This is a genomic window from Isoptericola sp. NPDC056573, assembly GCF_042793335.1.
Taxonomy (GTDB): Bacteria; Actinomycetota; Actinomycetes; order Actinomycetales; family Cellulomonadaceae; genus Isoptericola.
Genome location: NZ_JBHTUY010000002.1, coordinates 75,561 through 90,388 on the forward strand (window position 1 = coordinate 75,561; position 14,828 = coordinate 90,388).

Here is a 14,828-nt window from a genome sequence, read left to right on the forward strand (position 1 = left end):
GGTGGAGCCATGATCACCGTGGAGCACCTGACCAAGAGATATGGGCCGGCCGTGGCCGTGGACGACGTGTCGTTCACCGTCGAGCCCGGTCACGTGACGGGCTTCCTCGGCCCCAACGGCGCCGGAAAGTCCACGACGATGCGCATGATCTGCGGCCTCACGCCCGCCACGTCGGGCTCCGCCCGCGTGCTCGGCAAGCCGTTCACGGCGCTCGCCAACCCCGGCCGGCGCGTGGGCGTGCTGCTCGACGCCGCCGCCCAGCACTCGGGCCGCACCGGGCGCGAGGTCCTCACCCTCGCCGCGCTCATGACCGGCGTCGACCGCCGCCGCATCGACACCACGCTCGACCTGGTGGGCCTCACCGGGCGGGAGGCCGCCCGCCGCGTGGGCCAGTACTCCCTCGGCATGCGGCAGCGGCTCGGGCTCGCGTCCGCGCTGCTCGGCGACCCCGAGGTGCTGATCCTCGACGAGCCGGCCAACGGGCTCGACCCCGCCGGCATCCGCTGGATGCGCGACCTGCTGGACGACTTCGCCTCCCGGGGCGGCACCGTGCTGCTTTCGTCGCACCTGCTGCGCGAGATGGAGGCGGTCGCCGACCGGATCGTCGTCATCGGCCGCGGCCGCGTGGTCGCCGAGGGCCACAAGGACGACCTGCTGCGCCAGGCGGGCACGTTCGTCCGCTCCACCGACGACGGCGCGCTCGCCCTCGCCCTGCGCCAGGGCGGTGCGGGCGTCGAGGAGCTCGCCACCGGCGGGCTGTCCGTCGAGGCCGAGCCCATCGACGTCGGCCGCGCGGCCGCCGCCGCGGGCGTCGTGCTCGCCGAGCTGCGCGCCGCCGACTCCCGCGGCCTCGAGGACCTCTTCCTCGAGCTGACCGCCGACGACGCCCGCGAGCAGACCCGTATGGAGGTGTCGGCATGACCACCGCGACCCCGACCCGCGCCACCCGCGCGAGCCGCACGAACCGTCCGGGCGCCGACCTCCGCCCCGTGTCCTTCGCGACCCTCACGCTCGTCGAGTGGCGCAAGCAGCTCGACACCCGCGCGGGCCGCTGGATGCTCGCCGTCATCGCGATCGTCACCGCCGGCGTGCTCGCCGTGATGATGGCCGTGAACGGCGGCAACCACTCGTTCGCCGCCTTCGTCGTCGGCACGACCACGCCGATGGCGATGCTCCTGCCCATCGTCGGCGTGCTCGCCGCGACGTCGGAGTGGTCCCAGCGGACCGCCCTGGTGACGTTCACGCTCGAACCCCGCCGCACGCGCGTCGGGCTGGCCAAGGTGGTCGGCGCGATCGGTTCCGGCGTCGCGCTCCTCGTCCTCGCCGTCGGGCTCGCCGCGCTCGCCCACGTCCTGGTGGTCGCGTTCCGCGACGCCACGCCCGCCTGGGACGCCACCGGAGCACTCGTCGGCGGCCTGGCGATCACGACGGTGCTCTACATGGCGCAGGGCGTCGGCTTCGGCCTGGTGCTGCGCAGCACCCCGGGCGCGATCGTGACCCTGTTCCTCGCGCCCACCCTCTTCAACCTCCTCGGCGGTCTGGTCCCCGGGATGGCGGACGTGCTGCCGTGGATCGACCTGACCACCGCGGCGATGCCGCTGACCAGCACCGTGTGGCCGGACGGCGCGGGGTGGGCGCACCTCGCCACCGCGACGCTCATCTGGGTGGTCGCGCCCCTGGCCGGCGGCCTGTGGCGGACGGCGCGCAGCGAGATCTCGTCGTCCTGACCAGATCAGCCGGCCAGATCAGCCGGCCGGGTCAGCCGTCGAGGTGCCCGCGCATCTCGACGGCGATCTGGTCGGCGTCGAGCTGGTCCAGGGCCCTGCTCAGCAGGTCCGAGTCGAACGTGCCCAGGGCTCGGGCCTCGAGCAGGGCCTTGCGCTGCGCGGCGATGGTCGCGAGGCGCAGCTCGAAGAACTGGGTGGACAGCTCCTCGGGCGTCGCCTCCTCCTCGTCCTGGTCGGCCTGCTCGCGCACGACGACGGTCCGTACGCGATCCACGACGTACGGCGCGTACGGGGTGCCGTCCTTGCGGCGCAGCCCCGGGTCGTCGAGCAGATCGCGGGCGGTGCCGTCGACGATCTCGCGCAGCCCCTGCGTGCCCTCGTCGAACCGCGACGACGTGACGCCCGCCAGCCCCAGCCGTCGCACCACCCACGGCAGCGTGCCGCCCTGCACCAGCAGGGTGCCCGCCGCGACGCCGAACGCGATGAGCACCAGCAGGGACCGCTGCGGGAAGTCCTCCCTGGGCAGGGTCTGCGCCGCCGCGAGCGTCACGACGCCGCGCATGCCGGCCCACACGATGACCACGCCCTCCTTCGGCCCGAGCGGGGCGGCGAGCAGGTAGTCGACGTCGGCGATCCGGCGGGTGAACCGCTTGCGGAACTCGGCGATCCGGTCCATCCGTCGCTGCCGGATCCGCTCCTTCTGGTCGTCGGACAGCCCGCCCGCAGCCGCGGTACGTCGCTTCTCCGCCTCGAGCTGCACACGGCGCTGCACCCGCCGGACCTGGCGGCGCGGGTTGCCGGCCTCCCACACGCGCTGGTCGCCCTGCGTCCACACGGCCGAGAGCGCCTTCGCGGCGTCGGGCGTGATGATCCCGTGCGGGTCGGTGAACTCGTCGAGCTTCGCGGAGACCCGCTGCTCCATCCGGTCGAGCGTCTCCCGGACCTGCTCCGCGCGCCGGCGCCGGGCCGCGAGGTAGCGCAGCAGTGGCAGCACGAACAGCGCGCGCAGCGCGATGACGACGACCGCCGCGAGCGCCGCGACGCCGACCGCCGTCCACAGCGACCCGTGCGCCTCGCGGACGTCCTGGACGAGGCCGAACACCTCCAGGCCCATGGCGAGGAACAGCCCGCCCTCGAGCAGGGTCTCGATGGTGCGCCAGTTCATCCGTTCGGCCACCCGGTCCTGGGGACTGAGGTGCCGCGCCGAGAGCGTGCTGGTGACGAGGCCGGCCGCGACGGCGGCGACGATGCCCGACGCGTCCAACTCCTCGGCGGGCAGGTACGCCACGAACGGCACGACGAACGACACCGCGGTGGACAGCGCGGCGTGCCGCAGGTGCTCGCGCGCCCACAGGCCGAGCCGGCCGACGATCACGCCGATGAGGACGGCGAGCAGCACGGCCTTGAAGAAGCTGCCGACCACCCCCCACAGGCTGACGCTCGCGGCCGTCGCGGCGATCGCGGACCGCAGCAGCACCAGGGACGTCGCGTCGTTGAGCAGCCCCTCGCCCTCGAGCATCACGACGACGCGCTGCGGCGCCCCGAGCTTCTTGATGATCGATGTCGCGACCGCGTCCGTGGGGCTGACGATGGCGCCCAGCGCGATGCCCGCGGCGAGGTCGATGCCGGGGATGACCCACGAGAACACGAACCCGAGCAGCACCGCGGTGATGACGACGAGCAGCACGGCCATCCCGCCGATCGCCGTGAAGTCGCGCCGGAAGTCCATCGAGGGGAACGAGGCCGCCGAGGCGTAGAGCAGCGCGGGCAGCACGCCGACGAGGATGATCTCGGGATCGATCTCGATGGCCGCGACGGCGGGGACGAAGCTCACGGCGACGCCGATCAGCACCAGGACCAGCGGTGCGGCGACCCCGGCCCGGGGCGCCAGCGCGGTGACGGCGATGACGACGACCGCCGCGAGCACCGCGACGAGTAGCACCTCCATGCCGAACAACGTAGGCGCACCTCCGCGCGTTCTCCTGGGCCCGTCACCGAACCGGTATCGGAGTGACTCACGTCACACCGCATCGGGGCTTGCGTTAAAGATATATCGCGTCCTATCTTAGATACGTCGCCGCCCGAGGTCGAGGCGCCGCCGGCGCTCCCCGGGCGACACCGACCATCCATCCCGAACCAGTGAGGACACCGCTCATGCGTACCCCCCGAGACAGCTCTTTCGACCCCCGCACCTACGACCCCCGGTCCTTCGACCGGCACCCCTTCGACCGTCAGCCCGGCCCGCGCGGCGACCGCCGCCGGCGGGGCGACTTCCCCGGCCCCGGCGGCTTCGGCCCCGGGTTCCCTCCCGGCCCGGGCTTCGGCCCCGGCTTCGGCCCGCGCGGCCACCGGGGCGGCGGCCGCCGGGCCGGACGCGGTGAGATCCGCGCCGCCCTGCTGCTGCTGCTCGCCGAGCAGCCCATGCACGGCTACCAGGTGATCACCGAGCTCGCCGAGCGCACCGACGGTCGCTGGCGCCCCAGCCCGGGCGCCGTCTACCCGGCCATCTCCCAGCTCCAGGACGAGGGCCTCGTCGCGGTGGCGGACGACGGCGGGCGCCGTCTCGCGTCGCTCACCGACACCGGCCGCGCCTACGTCGAGGAGCACCGCGAGGAGCTCGGCACCCCGTGGCAGAAGGTCGCGGAGGACCCGCGGCGCCAGGGCCACGAGCTGCACCACGCGATGCGCGCCCTGGGCGGCGCCGTCGAGCAGGTCGCCCGCGCGGGCACCCGGGCGCAGGCCGAGGCCGCGGCCGCGGTGCTCGACAAGGCGCGGCGCGAGGTCTACCTCGTGCTCGCGGACGACACCGCCCCCGACGTCGACGCCGACGACGACCCGTCAGCCGAGGCCGACGATCTCGGTCGGTGACCAGCGGACGAGCCGGCCGGCGACCGCGAGCTGGACCCCCCAGCCGTCGCCGCCGAGCTCGACCTGCCACAGCTGACGACCCGAGGTGGCGTCGAGCGCTACCCAGTGCACGACGTCGCCTCGGGCGTAGTCCGGCACCACGAACGCGGCCAGCCGTCCGTCGGTGAACGCCGCGTCGACGAACCGCGGCCCGTACGCCCCCATCGCGTCGAGCCCGTCCACGAGGTCGGGCCGCACCCACAGCACGTCCCCCGTGCCGAGGTCCACGCCGTACACGCGCCGGCCCTCGTCGACCACCACCGCCACCTGCGCGGTCCGCACCAGCACGGTGGTGCTGCGGACGTCGGTCCGCCAGAGCTCCGTCCCGTCGTCGGAGGTCGCCACGGTCGCCTCGCCGCGGCGCGCGAGGTGCACGCCGTCGCCGCCGCCGTCCGTGCTCAGCGGCACGAGGTACCGCCCGCGCACCTCGCGCACCTCGCTGCCGTCGTCGCGCAGGATGCGGTCGGTCGCGGTGGGGCTGTCGGCGCGCAGGGCGTCGGCGTCCGTCCGCACCACGTAGCCGCCCCCGGTCAGCGACTCCACGGAGAACCCCTCGAACGTCCCGGGGTCCGCGGACCGGTCCAGGCGGGCGCCGTCGGGAGTGAACCACGCGTCGATGCCGCACCCGCCGAGCCACAGCAGGCGGTCGGTGACCACCGTCTGGACGCCGCCGCGCAGGTCCACCCCGGACGTCGTGCCGTCGTCCGACCACCGCACGCACAGCGACGGGTCCACCGCCCCGTCGAACGGGACCGTCTGCTGCCAGCGCCGTTCCCCCGTGACCGCGTCCTCGACCCGGACCCGCAGGTCGTAGCCGTCCGCGATGTCCCCCGCGTCGGCGGTGCCGGCCACGACGTCGTCGGCGACCCGCGGGTCCACGGGCGACGCGTCGCCCACCCACTCGACGGAGACCAGCGAGCCGTCGCCGCCCGGGTACAGCTCGGCCGGGGACCCCTCCACCTCCCGCGTGCCCTCCACGGTGCCGTCGGCGGCGATCACGGTCACCGTGCTGCGCCGCACCATGTCGCCCTCCGAGGCACCGCCGTCGGAGAGCGTCGCCGTCACGCACACGATCCGGTCCGCGGTGTCCGTCTCGGCGCCGCCCGACCACACCTGCATCCCCGGCCCGCACGAGCTCGCGCCGGGCGGGAGCCCCACCCGCCAGCGCCGCTCGCCCGTCTCGACGTCCAGGCCGAAGAGCGCGTCCCGGTGCTGCGCCACCACCAGCCCGCCGGCCACCGCCATGAGCCCGCCCGGCACGCTGCCCTCCGCCTCGACCCGCCACACCTCGCGCGGCTCGGCGCTCAGGTCCAGCACGCCGCCGGGCGCGGCGCGCAGCGCGGCGAGACGGCCCCGGTCGCCCACCGTGTCGACGACCATCACCGCGAGCACCGCCGCGACGACCACCACCGCGACCACCAGCCGGCGGCCACGCAGGGCGTCGCGCGCGCGGCCCAGCGCACGGCGCCACGTGAGCGGCTCCGCGACGGCGCCGGACGGCGGTGGGGGCTCGTCGAGACCGTCGTCGACGTCGTCCGGGTCGAGGTCGATGAGGAGCGGGCTCCTGGGCCCGGCGCTCCGGGTGGCTCGGACGACCGGCGCGGCTGCGCCGTCCTCGGCGTCGTCCGGCGCCACGCCGTCCACGTCGAGGTCGAACGTGTAGGCGTCCGGGCGGGCGCCGCGTCGTCGGGCCACCTCTCGAACCTAAGCCTGGCCCCCGCGCCCGGCGACCCGTGCGCGACCCCGCTGCGCAGGCCCTGCTCAGGCCCCCGCCCGGAGCACCGTTCAGACCGTCCGGCGGCGTTCGACGGAGCGTGCGACAGCCAGCTCCAGCAGCGCGGTGCGGGCGCGCCGACGGCGGTCGTCGGGGTCGACCGTGAGGCGGTCGCCGGGGTTGGCGCGACGGCCCGCTCCGGGGGCGGTCGCGGAGTGCGGCGAGGGCAGGACCGCCCGCGACGGGGCCGGGACGGGCGTGGGGACGGGCATCGTGACAGCCATGGGGGCCTCCTTCGCGCGGCCCGGGCGGCCGCTCCTCTCATGCTGCGCGCCGCCCGTTTCCGCGGTGTTGCCCTGGCGTCACGACCGCGTCAGGACTGCGCTCGGAGGAAGCGCTCGGCGGCGACGCTCAGAGGAAGACCGCGGTGCGCGGCCCGAGCGGGCGCACCAGCACGCGCCAGCTCACGGCCTGCGCCGCGAGGACGGCGGCGAACGCCCCGAGGACGGGCCACGTCAGCCCGTGCAGCACCGCCGCGGGCGCGGCGAGCGCGAGCGCCGCGGGCCCGACGACGGCTGCCGTCGCCGCGACCGGCGCGACGGCGAGCAGCGGGCCGGAGGCGCGCACGACGCCGGTCCGGTGCACGCCGCGGTCCAGGTCGAACCGGGCCGCGAGCGCCACGCCTGCCACCGCGACGAGCAGCACGGCCGCCACCAGGGCCGACGCCGTCCCGAGGGCGGCGACCGCGAGCGCGCCGAGCGCCGCCAGCGTGGCGAGCGCGGCCGCCGGCACGAGGGCGCGGCGCACGCGGCGGCGCGCCTCCCGCGCCACCGCCTCGGGCGCCCGGCCCGCGACGACGAGCGCGCCGTGCACCCGCGTCGTCGCGACAGCGAGCCCTGCCGTCAGCACCGGCAGCCCGAGCGCGAGCGCCTGCGCCGCGCCGGAGCCGCCGTCGGCCTGCGCCCCCACCACCGAGAAGCGCACCCAGGCGACCCCCGCCAGCGCGCCGAACGCCGCCGGGAGCGCGAGGCTCGCGGCCTGGCCGACGACGTCCCACCCCCGCCGCCAGCCCGGCGACGGCAGGCGGCTGCGCAGCCAGAGCGCGGCGTCGCGGACCACCCAGGCCACCAGCAGCGCCACCACGACGGGGTACCCGGCGGCCCAGAGCGCCGCCTCGACGTGCCCGAACGCGGCGAGCAGCACGCCCGCCGCGGCGACGAGCCACACCTCTCCCAGCAGGAGGAACGGCGCGACCGTGGCCAGCACCGTGCGGCGGCGGGCGTCGTCGCGGCCGCCGAGCGCGCGCACCAGCGGCACGCCGCCCTGGACGGCGCCGTCGAGCGCGGCCCAGCCGGCGAGCAGGGCGGCGAGCAGGAGGCCCCAGCCGAGGGCGTTCATCGCGTGCCTCCGAAGGTGAGGAGCTCGGTGCGGTCCTCGGTGCGGTCCTCGGCCCGGGCGCCGGGCCCGCCGCCGGGATCGCCGTCGGGCTCCTCGTCGGCGTCGCGCAGGACGTCGGCCGGCGGGGCGCCGAGGGCGAGGCGCGTCGTGCCGCGGCGGGCGAGGCGCGCCATGACGGACCAGTCCACGACGGCGAGGGTGACCATCACGCCGACGAGGACCACGAGGGACGTGATCACCGCCGCCGCGGACGCGTCGGACACGGCGTCCTCGGTGCGCAGCACGCCCGCGATCGCCCAGGGCTGGCGGCCGATCTCGCGGGCCGCCCAGCCGAGCAGCGCCGTGAGGAACGGCACCGGCAGCAGCACGGTGAGCGTGCCGTAGAGGCCGCTGCGCAGCGGCCGCCACAGGCGGAACAGCACGTTGCCGGGCAGCAGGAGCAGCAGCACGCACCCGACGACGAACGCCAGGCCGGCGACGCCCTGCATCACCGCGTACGCGATGCCCACGACCGGCGGGTCGCCGCCCGGCACGTCCTGCAGGTACTCGAACTGCGCGTACCCGAAGGAGGTCGCGACGAACGCGCCGACCGTGCCGGTGACCAGCCCGATCCGCATCGAGCGACGCCACACGTCGTTCTCCGGCGACATCACGGCGCCCGGGAGGCCGGCCGCGACCACGCCGGGCAGCCGCGACGGCGCCCGGCGCAGGTGCCACGCGCTGACCCCGACCAGCAGGAACGCCCCCGCCATGAGGCACGCCCCCACCACGTGCAGCGCCGACAGCAGCGCCGCCGGGTTGGTGACCAGGGCCGCCACGTCGGTGACGCGGGCCACGCCGTCCACCAGCTCGAAGCCGACCGGGTTCCGCAGGAAGCCGTTCGCCACCATCACGGTGAACGCCGAGAGGTAGCCGGTGACGACGACCGCCCAGAACGCCGCGGTGTGCGCCCGGCGCGGCAGCACGTGCCACCCGAACACCCACAGCCCGAGGAACGTGGACTCCAGGAAGAACGCCGCCATCGTCTCGATCACCAGCGGGGCGCCGAACACGCCGCCGGCCACGTCGAGCAGGCCCGGGAAGTGCAGGCCGAGCTGCAGTTCCATGACGATGCCGGCGGCGATGCCCAGCGCGTAGTTGACCAGGTAGAGCTGGCCCCAGAACCGGGTGGCGGTCTCGAGCGTCGCCGCCCGCCCGGCGTCGCGGGCCGCCGCCCACCGGGTCTGCAGGATCGCCACGACGGGCCCGAGCCCCAGCGTCACCAGGACGAAGAGGAAGTGCGTCCCGGCGAGCAGCGCGAACTGCAGGCGGGCGGCGTCGACGGCGGTCATGCGGCTGACGCTAGGGCGCCCGAACCCCGCGGCCCCAGGGTTTTCGGGACCTTCGGGGGACAACCCTGAGCGATTTCGGGGGACTCCCCTACCCCGCGGGCGGCGTCAGGCGGCAGGGCGCTTGACGACGACCACGACCTCGATGGCCTGGCCGGCCCCGTAGCTCGGCGACAGGGTCCCCACGGCCTCCCAGCCGTCCCGGCCGAGGTCGTTGAGGTCACGCTCCATCTGGGCGTAGTCGAAGCCGCGCATCGCGAGCTTGTAGGTGAGCACCTTGTGCTCCCACGCGGTGGTCGGTGCGGTCATGGTCGGTCTCCCTCGCTGATCGGTGCTGTCGGTGCTGTCGGTGCTGTCGGTGCTGTCGGTGCTGTCGGTGGGACGGTGCGCCCGTCGGTCAGGCGCGCGCCGCCAGGGCGCTCCGCCACCCGATGCGGCCGCCGGTCTGCAGCAGCGCCCCGCGGTAGGCCCGCTCGCTCACGAGCAGGGCGACGACGGCGAACGCGGCGAGGATCAGCAGCGACACGACCGGCTCCCACCAGGCGGCGTCGCCGGACAGCACGCGCACGGGCATCGAGACGACGTTCGCCACCGGGACGTACGACAGGACCGTCTCGAAGGTGCCGCTGGCGGAGAACGTCAGGAAGTACACGCCCATGATCGCCATCGTCATCGGGGTGGTGGTGTGCTGCAGGTCCTCGGTGCGCGACGCGAGCGCTCCCGCCACGGCGTACAGGGCCGCGAGGCCGAGGAAGCCGACGGCGAAGAAGAGCACGAACCAGACCAGCGACGTCGACAGCGACGGCAGGATCGACGCCGTCGGTGTGAACGACAGCGCGGCGAGGCCGACGGCCGCGAACACGACGTTCTGCGCCAGGGCCACGACCGAGCTGCCGAGGATCTTGCCTGCCAGCAGGTGCCGCAGCGGCACGGCGGTGGCCATGATCTCCACCAGGCGCGACTGCTTCTCCTCCACCACGCTGCCCGCGATCATCTGCCCGGAGCCGAGCGCCCCGATGAAGAACAGCAGGGCGAGGGCGAACGACGCGAAGAACAGCGTCTGCGAGTCCACGGCGTCGCCGTCGACCCGGTCGGTGGTCAGGGTGCCGCCCGCGGTGAGCTCGGCGGCGGTGGTGCCGGCCGCCTGCGCGTTGGCGTCGAGCGCCTGGGCGGCCACGCCGGCCGTGAGCAGGCGGGTCAGCGTGCTGTCGGGGGCCGCCTGGCCGGTGAGCACCCAGCCGTCGTCCGTCGACCCGGCGTCGCTCCCGTCGGCGGGGTGCAGCCAGGCGTCCGCGTCGCCGTCCGCGAGCGCCGCGCGGGCGGCCTCGTCGTCGGGCACCTCGAGGGTCGTGAGCTCGGCGCCCCCGCCCTGCTCCTCGGGGATCGCGGCCGCGGACTCGACGGACGCCGTCGCGGCGGCGTCCCCGGCCACGACGGCCACCGTGAAGCTCTCCGTCTTGCTGCCCTGCCAGGCCATGAACCCCGCCAGCGCGGCGATGATCGCGACCGAGACGAGCAGCCCCACGAGGAACGTCTTGTTGAGCGCGCGCACCACGATCTCGCGCTTCATCACGACGAGCCACGCACCGCGCGTGCTCTCCTCGCCGGTCCGGTCGAGGGTGCCCTGCGTGTCCGGGCGGGTGGGGGTGGTGGTGGTCATGCCGTCACCTCGCGGTAGATCTGGGCCAGCGTGGGCCGGACAGGGGTGAGCTCGCGGACGCCGCCGCGCTCGAGACCGGTGGCGAGCAGGCGCTGCAGCGCCGCGTCGTCGGCCACCTCGAGGAGCGCGACGGACCCGTCGACGTCGACCGCGTGCACGCCGGGGACGCCGCGCACCCAGCCGGCGTCGCCGCCCGCGACGAGGCGGTGGCGCAGCGCACCGGTCCGCTGCAGGTCCGCCGGCGCGCCGTCCGCCATGACGCGACCGGACTTGAGGATGACGAGCCGCTCGCACAGCCGCTCCACGAGGTCGAGCTGGTGCGAGCTGAACAGCACGGGCACGCCCCGGGCGGTGTGCTCGGCGAGCAGGTCGACCATGCCGTCGACGGCGGCCGGGTCGAGGCCGCTGAACGGCTCGTCGAGCACCAGCAGCCGCGGCGTGCCCATCAGCGCAGCGACGATCTGCACGCGCTGCTGGTTGCCGAGCGAGAGCTTCTCGACGTGCTCCTTGGACCGGCCGGCCAGGCCGAGCCGGTCGAGCATGTCGAGCACCTCCGCGCGGGCCCGCGGGGCCGCGATGCCGCGCAGGCGGGCCAGGTAGACGAGCTGGTCGAGCACCGGCTGCTTCGGGTAGAGGCCACGCTCCTCCGGCATGTACCCGAACGCGCGGCGGTCCGCGCGCGTGACCGGGTCGCCGCCGAACCGCACCTCGCCGGCCGTGGGCGCCAGGACGCCCATGATCATCCGCATGGTCGTCGTCTTGCCGGCGCCGTTGCCGCCGACGAACCCGGTGAGCAGCCCGGCCGGGGCCGCGAACGAGACGTCGTCGACGGCCGTGAGGTCGCCGAACGTCCGGGTCAGGCCCCGGACCTCGAGGAAGTCGTTGTCCATGACGACGACGCTACGGAACGCGGGCCCGGGACGGATCCGCCCGGCGGCGGAGATCCGCGCCTCCCCCGCGGGGCGGACCGGCGCGTCCGCGCACCCCCGACTTTCGTCGCGCGGCGGTCGACGGCGGTCGGTACCGGTCGGCGCGGAGCCCTGGCACCGTGCAGCGGGACGCACGATCCACCGGCGAGCACCCGGCGCCCCGACGAAGGAGAGCACGATGACGTTCACGAACCCGCAGGGCACCCGCGGCGCCCGTCAGCCCCGCGGCCGCTTCCTCGCCGGCAGGAACCGGCGGGCGGCGCGGCGCGCGGGCCGGGCCACCGGCGACCTGCTCGCCCTGACGACGATCGGCCGGAGGACCGGCCAGGAGCGGTCCACCCCCGTCGGCGGCTTCCCGGGCGGCGACGGCAGCTGGATCGTCGTCGCGTCCGCCGCCGGCGCACGGGCGAACCCCGCCTGGTACCTCAACCTCGCGGCCCACCCCGACCGTGCGACCGTCACGACTGGCGGGCGGACCGTGCCCGTCGTCGCCGAGGAGCTGCACGGGGCCGAGCGCGCCGCCGCCTGGCGGACGGTCACGACCACGTCCCCCGGTTTCGCCGGGTACCAGGCCCGGACGGACCGCGAGCTGCCCGTCATCCGGCTGACCCCGCGCGGGTGACCCTCGACGTAGTACCTGGTGACGGTTCCGCACCGCGAATCGTCACCAGGTACTACGTCGACAGCACCAAGGGGGTGCTGGCAGGCCACGGTCGAGGCCTCCACCCTTCGTGATCGAGCAGCTGCCCGACGTCCGTGACCACGACGCCCCGTACCGAGGGGATGCCGGTGTCGAGGACGCCGAGCATCGCGCGCCGCCATCGCCCCTGCCGGACGAGCGCAGCGACCTGCTGGTCCGTCAGACCGTGCTCGCGGCACTGTGCGACGGACACCAGGCCCTCCTGGAGCGCGGCGAGCCGGCCGAGCGACGAGGGGACCACGATCCGGCGGGGCATCGCACCAGCCAAGCCGAGCCGGGCGGCAGGCAGGCGGCGTCATCCACAGTTCCTCGACGTAGCACCCGGTGACGGTTCAGCAGCGGTAACCGTCACCAGGTATTACGTCAGGGCGCGGTGGTAGTAGACGACGGCCTGCACGCGGTCGCGCAGGTGCAGCTTGGCCAGCACGTTGGAGACGTGGGTCTTGACGGTGGCCTCGCCGAGGAACAGCTCGCCGGCGATCTCGGCGTTCGACAGCCCCTGGCCCACGAGCACCAGGACCTCCCGCTCCCGCGGGGTGAGGAGGTCCAGGGCGGCGTCCGGCCGCGACGACCCGACGGCCGGCGGGCGCGCCCGTCCGCCGCCCGTCCCCTCGACCATCCGGGCGATGACGCGCTTCGTGACCTCCGGCGCGAGCAGCGCGTGCCCGGCGGCGACGGTGCGGACGGCGTCCACCAGCCGGTCGGCGTCGGAGTTCTTCAGCAGGAAGCCGGACGCGCCGGCGCGCAGGGCGTCGTCCACGTAGGCGTCGTCGTCGAACGTCGTGAGCACGAGCACCTTGGCGAGGTCGTCCGCGACGATGCGGCGGGTCGCCTCGATGCCGTCCATCACCGCCATCTGGACGTCCATGAGCACGACGTCGGGGCGCAGCGCGCGCACCTGCTCCAGCGCCTGCGCGCCGTCGGCGGCCTCGCCCACCACCTCGAGGTCGGCCTCGACGCCCAGGATCATCGCGAAGCCGGACCGCACCAGCTTCTGGTCGTCGACCAGCAGCACCCGCACGGGCGCGTCGGCGCCGGTCACGGGCGGTCTGGGGACGTCGAGCGAGGCAAGGGCAGGCGCACCCGCACACGGTAGCCGCCGGTGGCCCGCGGGCCGACGTCGGCGATCCCGCCGTGCGTCGCGACGCGCTCGCGCACGCCGACCAGGCCGAGCCCGGTCCCCGTGGAGCCGGGGCGCGGGCGGCCGTCGTCGAGCACCTCCACCTCGGCGAAGCCGTGCGGGAACCGGTCCGCGGACGGGTCGTCGCGCCGCGCCGGACGGCGGTCCACGCGCACGACGACGCGCGCGGACCGCGCCGTGGAGTGCTTGCGCACGTTGCTCAGCGCCTCCTGCGCGGTGCGGTACAGGCTGAGGCCGACGGGCGCGGGCACGGCGTCGACGGCACCCGGCTCGGCGACGACCCGCACCTCGACGTCGAGCCCGGCGTCGTCCGCGAGGGACGGGACGTCGGCCAGCCCGGGCTCCGGCGCGCGCCCGCCGCCCGAGCCCGCGTCGCCCGGGCCGTCGCCGTCCTCGACCCCGCGCAGCGTGCCGAGCAGCCCGCGCATCTGGGCCACGGCCTCGCGCGACTCGCCCTCGATGGTGGCCAGCGGCGCGGCGGCCGAGGCCGGGTCGCCGGCCAGCATCCGCCGGGCGGCGGCGGCCTGGATGCCGATGACGGACACGTGGTGGGCGACGACGTCGTGCAGCTCGCGGGCGATGCGCAGCCGCTCGGTGACGACCGCCTGCCGCTGCAGCTCCGCCGTCTGGCGCTCGATGGTCGCGGCCTGGTCCTGGAGCTGCTCGCGCCGGCGCGCGCCGTGCCACATGAGCTGGCCGCCCACGACCGCCCCGTAGAAGTAGGCGAGGTTGATGAGCAGGTTGTACGCGGTGAACGCCACCCCCGGGTCGACCAGGCCGGGCCGCTCGTCGGCGAGCCCCATCTGCTCGACGATGCCGTCGATGCCGGCCCCGACGGCGAACTGCCAGGCCAGCCACCCGAACATCGCCAGCAGGGCGGCGCCCACGACGAGGGCCATCGCCTGGCGGTCGCGCGCCCACGCGACCGCGCTGAACAGCGCGACGAAGTAGACGACCTGCAGCGGCACGAGGATCGTCACCATCGGGACGGTCAGCCCGACCACGAGGAAGTGCAGGTACACCACGGAGAGCACGACCAGGGGGAACCGCCGGCGCCACATGAGGGGCGCGGCGCCCAGGGCGGCGAGCAGGTAGAGCAGCCAGGTCGGGGCCTGCTCGTCCTCGAAGTACCCGAAGCTGCGGGCGAGCTCGGCGCCCACGAGGGAGACGACGACGAATGCCGCGCCCAGCCACAGGTCGTTGCGGTAGGCGCGGGCGGGGTCGGCGGGCACGCGGTCCCACCCCGAGTCGATCCCCCACCAGTCGGCGAGGCGCGCGGTCCACGAGGCGCGGTGCTGGGGCATCCGGTCAGCCTAGAGAGGGG

15 protein-coding genes are annotated in these 14,828 nt (G+C 75.4%); 4 read left to right on the top strand and 11 right to left on the bottom strand.

Annotated elements, in window-relative coordinates; all coding sequences use genetic code 11:
- Nucleotides 1–9 precede the first annotated feature (9 nt).
- Entirely contained in the window at nucleotides 10–921 is a 912-nt protein-coding gene (locus ACFQ8E_RS03065; RefSeq protein WP_430549105.1) for an ABC transporter ATP-binding protein, read from the top strand.
- Complete coding sequence (locus tag ACFQ8E_RS03070; RefSeq protein ID WP_430549106.1) at nucleotides 918–1,727, top strand: ABC transporter permease; 810 nt, start codon at nucleotides 918–920, stop codon at nucleotides 1,725–1,727. Before ACFQ8E_RS03065 ends, ACFQ8E_RS03070 begins: the two co-directional genes overlap by 4 nt.
- Before the next feature lie 31 nt (nucleotides 1,728–1,758).
- On the opposite strand, the gene ACFQ8E_RS03075 is transcribed toward ACFQ8E_RS03070, so the two are convergent.
- The gene (locus tag ACFQ8E_RS03075) at nucleotides 1,759–3,675 is read right to left on the bottom strand and encodes a cation:proton antiporter (protein ID WP_430549107.1); all 1,917 of its coding nucleotides are present in this window, start codon (nucleotides 3,673–3,675) and stop codon (nucleotides 1,759–1,761) included.
- 206 nt (nucleotides 3,676–3,881) lie between these two features.
- On the opposite strand from ACFQ8E_RS03075, the gene ACFQ8E_RS03080 reads away from it, so the two are divergent.
- Nucleotides 3,882–4,595, top strand: a complete 714-nt coding sequence (locus ACFQ8E_RS03080) for a PadR family transcriptional regulator (protein WP_430549108.1) — start codon at nucleotides 3,882–3,884, stop codon at nucleotides 4,593–4,595.
- Here ACFQ8E_RS03080 and ACFQ8E_RS03085 read toward each other — a convergent pair.
- From ACFQ8E_RS03085 to ACFQ8E_RS03115, 7 genes are all read right to left on the bottom strand, one after another.
- Nucleotides 4,566–6,329, bottom strand: coding sequence for a PQQ-binding-like beta-propeller repeat protein (locus ACFQ8E_RS03085; RefSeq protein WP_430549109.1), 1,764 nt, complete (start codon nucleotides 6,327–6,329; stop codon nucleotides 4,566–4,568). The two genes, ACFQ8E_RS03080 and ACFQ8E_RS03085, sit on opposite strands and share 30 nt — an antisense overlap.
- Before the next feature lie 90 nt (nucleotides 6,330–6,419).
- Nucleotides 6,420–6,632, bottom strand: coding sequence for a hypothetical protein (locus ACFQ8E_RS03090; protein WP_430549110.1), 213 nt, complete (start codon nucleotides 6,630–6,632; stop codon nucleotides 6,420–6,422).
- Between the two features lie 127 nt (nucleotides 6,633–6,759).
- Nucleotides 6,760–7,746, bottom strand: a complete 987-nt coding sequence (locus ACFQ8E_RS03095; RefSeq protein ID WP_430549111.1) for a cytochrome d ubiquinol oxidase subunit II — start codon at nucleotides 7,744–7,746, stop codon at nucleotides 6,760–6,762.
- Entirely contained in the window at nucleotides 7,743–9,077 is a 1,335-nt protein-coding gene (locus tag ACFQ8E_RS03100; RefSeq protein WP_430549112.1) for a cytochrome ubiquinol oxidase subunit I, read from the bottom strand. The genes ACFQ8E_RS03095 and ACFQ8E_RS03100 overlap by 4 nt, the downstream gene beginning before the upstream one ends.
- Before the next feature lie 105 nt (nucleotides 9,078–9,182).
- The gene (locus ACFQ8E_RS03105; protein WP_430549113.1) at nucleotides 9,183–9,383 is read right to left on the bottom strand and encodes a DUF4177 domain-containing protein; all 201 of its coding nucleotides are present in this window, start codon (nucleotides 9,381–9,383) and stop codon (nucleotides 9,183–9,185) included.
- 88 nt (nucleotides 9,384–9,471) lie between these two features.
- A complete protein-coding gene (locus ACFQ8E_RS03110; RefSeq protein ID WP_430549114.1) occupies nucleotides 9,472–10,734 on the bottom strand; it encodes an ABC transporter permease in 1,263 nt (420 codons plus the stop codon).
- Nucleotides 10,731–11,624 carry an ABC transporter ATP-binding protein gene (locus tag ACFQ8E_RS03115; protein ID WP_430549115.1) on the bottom strand — a complete coding sequence of 298 codons (894 nt, stop codon included), beginning with the start codon at nucleotides 11,622–11,624 and terminating at the stop codon, nucleotides 10,731–10,733. Before ACFQ8E_RS03115 ends, ACFQ8E_RS03110 begins: the two co-directional genes overlap by 4 nt.
- A gap of 217 nt (nucleotides 11,625–11,841) precedes the next feature.
- On the opposite strand from ACFQ8E_RS03115, the gene ACFQ8E_RS03120 reads away from it, so the two are divergent.
- On the top strand, nucleotides 11,842–12,285 hold the full coding sequence (locus tag ACFQ8E_RS03120) for a nitroreductase/quinone reductase family protein (RefSeq protein ID WP_430549116.1): 444 nt from the start codon (nucleotides 11,842–11,844) through the stop codon (nucleotides 12,283–12,285).
- 52 nt (nucleotides 12,286–12,337) lie between these two features.
- Here the strand turns inward: ACFQ8E_RS03120 and ACFQ8E_RS03125 are convergent, their stop codons facing one another.
- From ACFQ8E_RS03125 to ACFQ8E_RS03135, 3 genes are all read right to left on the bottom strand, one after another.
- Nucleotides 12,338–12,619, bottom strand: a complete 282-nt coding sequence (locus ACFQ8E_RS03125) for a type IV toxin-antitoxin system AbiEi family antitoxin domain-containing protein (protein WP_430549117.1) — start codon at nucleotides 12,617–12,619, stop codon at nucleotides 12,338–12,340.
- Between the two features lie 102 nt (nucleotides 12,620–12,721).
- Nucleotides 12,722–13,333: a response regulator gene (locus ACFQ8E_RS03130; RefSeq protein ID WP_430549495.1), complete on the bottom strand. Its 612-nt coding sequence runs from the start codon at nucleotides 13,331–13,333 to the stop codon at nucleotides 12,722–12,724.
- Nucleotides 13,334–13,401: 68 nt separating this feature from the next.
- Nucleotides 13,402–14,808 (bottom strand): sensor histidine kinase, encoded by a 1,407-nt coding sequence (locus ACFQ8E_RS03135; RefSeq protein ID WP_430549118.1) that lies wholly within the window; start codon nucleotides 14,806–14,808, stop codon nucleotides 13,402–13,404.
- Nucleotides 14,809–14,828: the final 20 nt, after the last annotated feature.

What these genes read in the sequence shown, in the direction of transcription:
- ACFQ8E_RS03130 (WP_430549495.1), bottom strand. Translation starts at nt 13,333, where the DNA reads ATGATCCTGGGCGTCGAGGCCGACCTCGAGGTGGTGGGCGAGGCCGCC.
- ACFQ8E_RS03135 (WP_430549118.1), bottom strand. Translation starts at nt 14,808, where the DNA reads ATGCCCCAGCACCGCGCCTCGTGGACCGCGCGCCTCGCCGACTGGTGG.
- ACFQ8E_RS03120 (WP_430549116.1), top strand. Translation starts at nt 11,842, where the DNA reads ATGACGTTCACGAACCCGCAGGGCACCCGCGGCGCCCGTCAGCCCCGC.
- ACFQ8E_RS03090 (WP_430549110.1), bottom strand. Translation starts at nt 6,632, where the DNA reads ATGGCTGTCACGATGCCCGTCCCCACGCCCGTCCCGGCCCCGTCGCGG.
- ACFQ8E_RS03075 (WP_430549107.1), bottom strand. Translation starts at nt 3,675, where the DNA reads ATGGAGGTGCTACTCGTCGCGGTGCTCGCGGCGGTCGTCGTCATCGCC.
- ACFQ8E_RS03070 (WP_430549106.1), top strand. Translation starts at nt 918, where the DNA reads ATGACCACCGCGACCCCGACCCGCGCCACCCGCGCGAGCCGCACGAAC.
- ACFQ8E_RS03110 (WP_430549114.1), bottom strand. Translation starts at nt 10,734, where the DNA reads ATGACCACCACCACCCCCACCCGCCCGGACACGCAGGGCACCCTCGAC.
- ACFQ8E_RS03095 (WP_430549111.1), bottom strand. Translation starts at nt 7,746, where the DNA reads ATGAACGCCCTCGGCTGGGGCCTCCTGCTCGCCGCCCTGCTCGCCGGC.
- ACFQ8E_RS03115 (WP_430549115.1), bottom strand. Translation starts at nt 11,624, where the DNA reads ATGGACAACGACTTCCTCGAGGTCCGGGGCCTGACCCGGACGTTCGGC.
- ACFQ8E_RS03065 (WP_430549105.1), top strand. Translation starts at nt 10, where the DNA reads ATGATCACCGTGGAGCACCTGACCAAGAGATATGGGCCGGCCGTGGCC.
- ACFQ8E_RS03125 (WP_430549117.1), bottom strand. Translation starts at nt 12,619, where the DNA reads ATGCCCCGCCGGATCGTGGTCCCCTCGTCGCTCGGCCGGCTCGCCGCG.
- ACFQ8E_RS03100 (WP_430549112.1), bottom strand. Translation starts at nt 9,077, where the DNA reads ATGACCGCCGTCGACGCCGCCCGCCTGCAGTTCGCGCTGCTCGCCGGG.
- ACFQ8E_RS03080 (WP_430549108.1), top strand. Translation starts at nt 3,882, where the DNA reads ATGCGTACCCCCCGAGACAGCTCTTTCGACCCCCGCACCTACGACCCC.
- ACFQ8E_RS03105 (WP_430549113.1), bottom strand. Translation starts at nt 9,383, where the DNA reads ATGACCGCACCGACCACCGCGTGGGAGCACAAGGTGCTCACCTACAAG.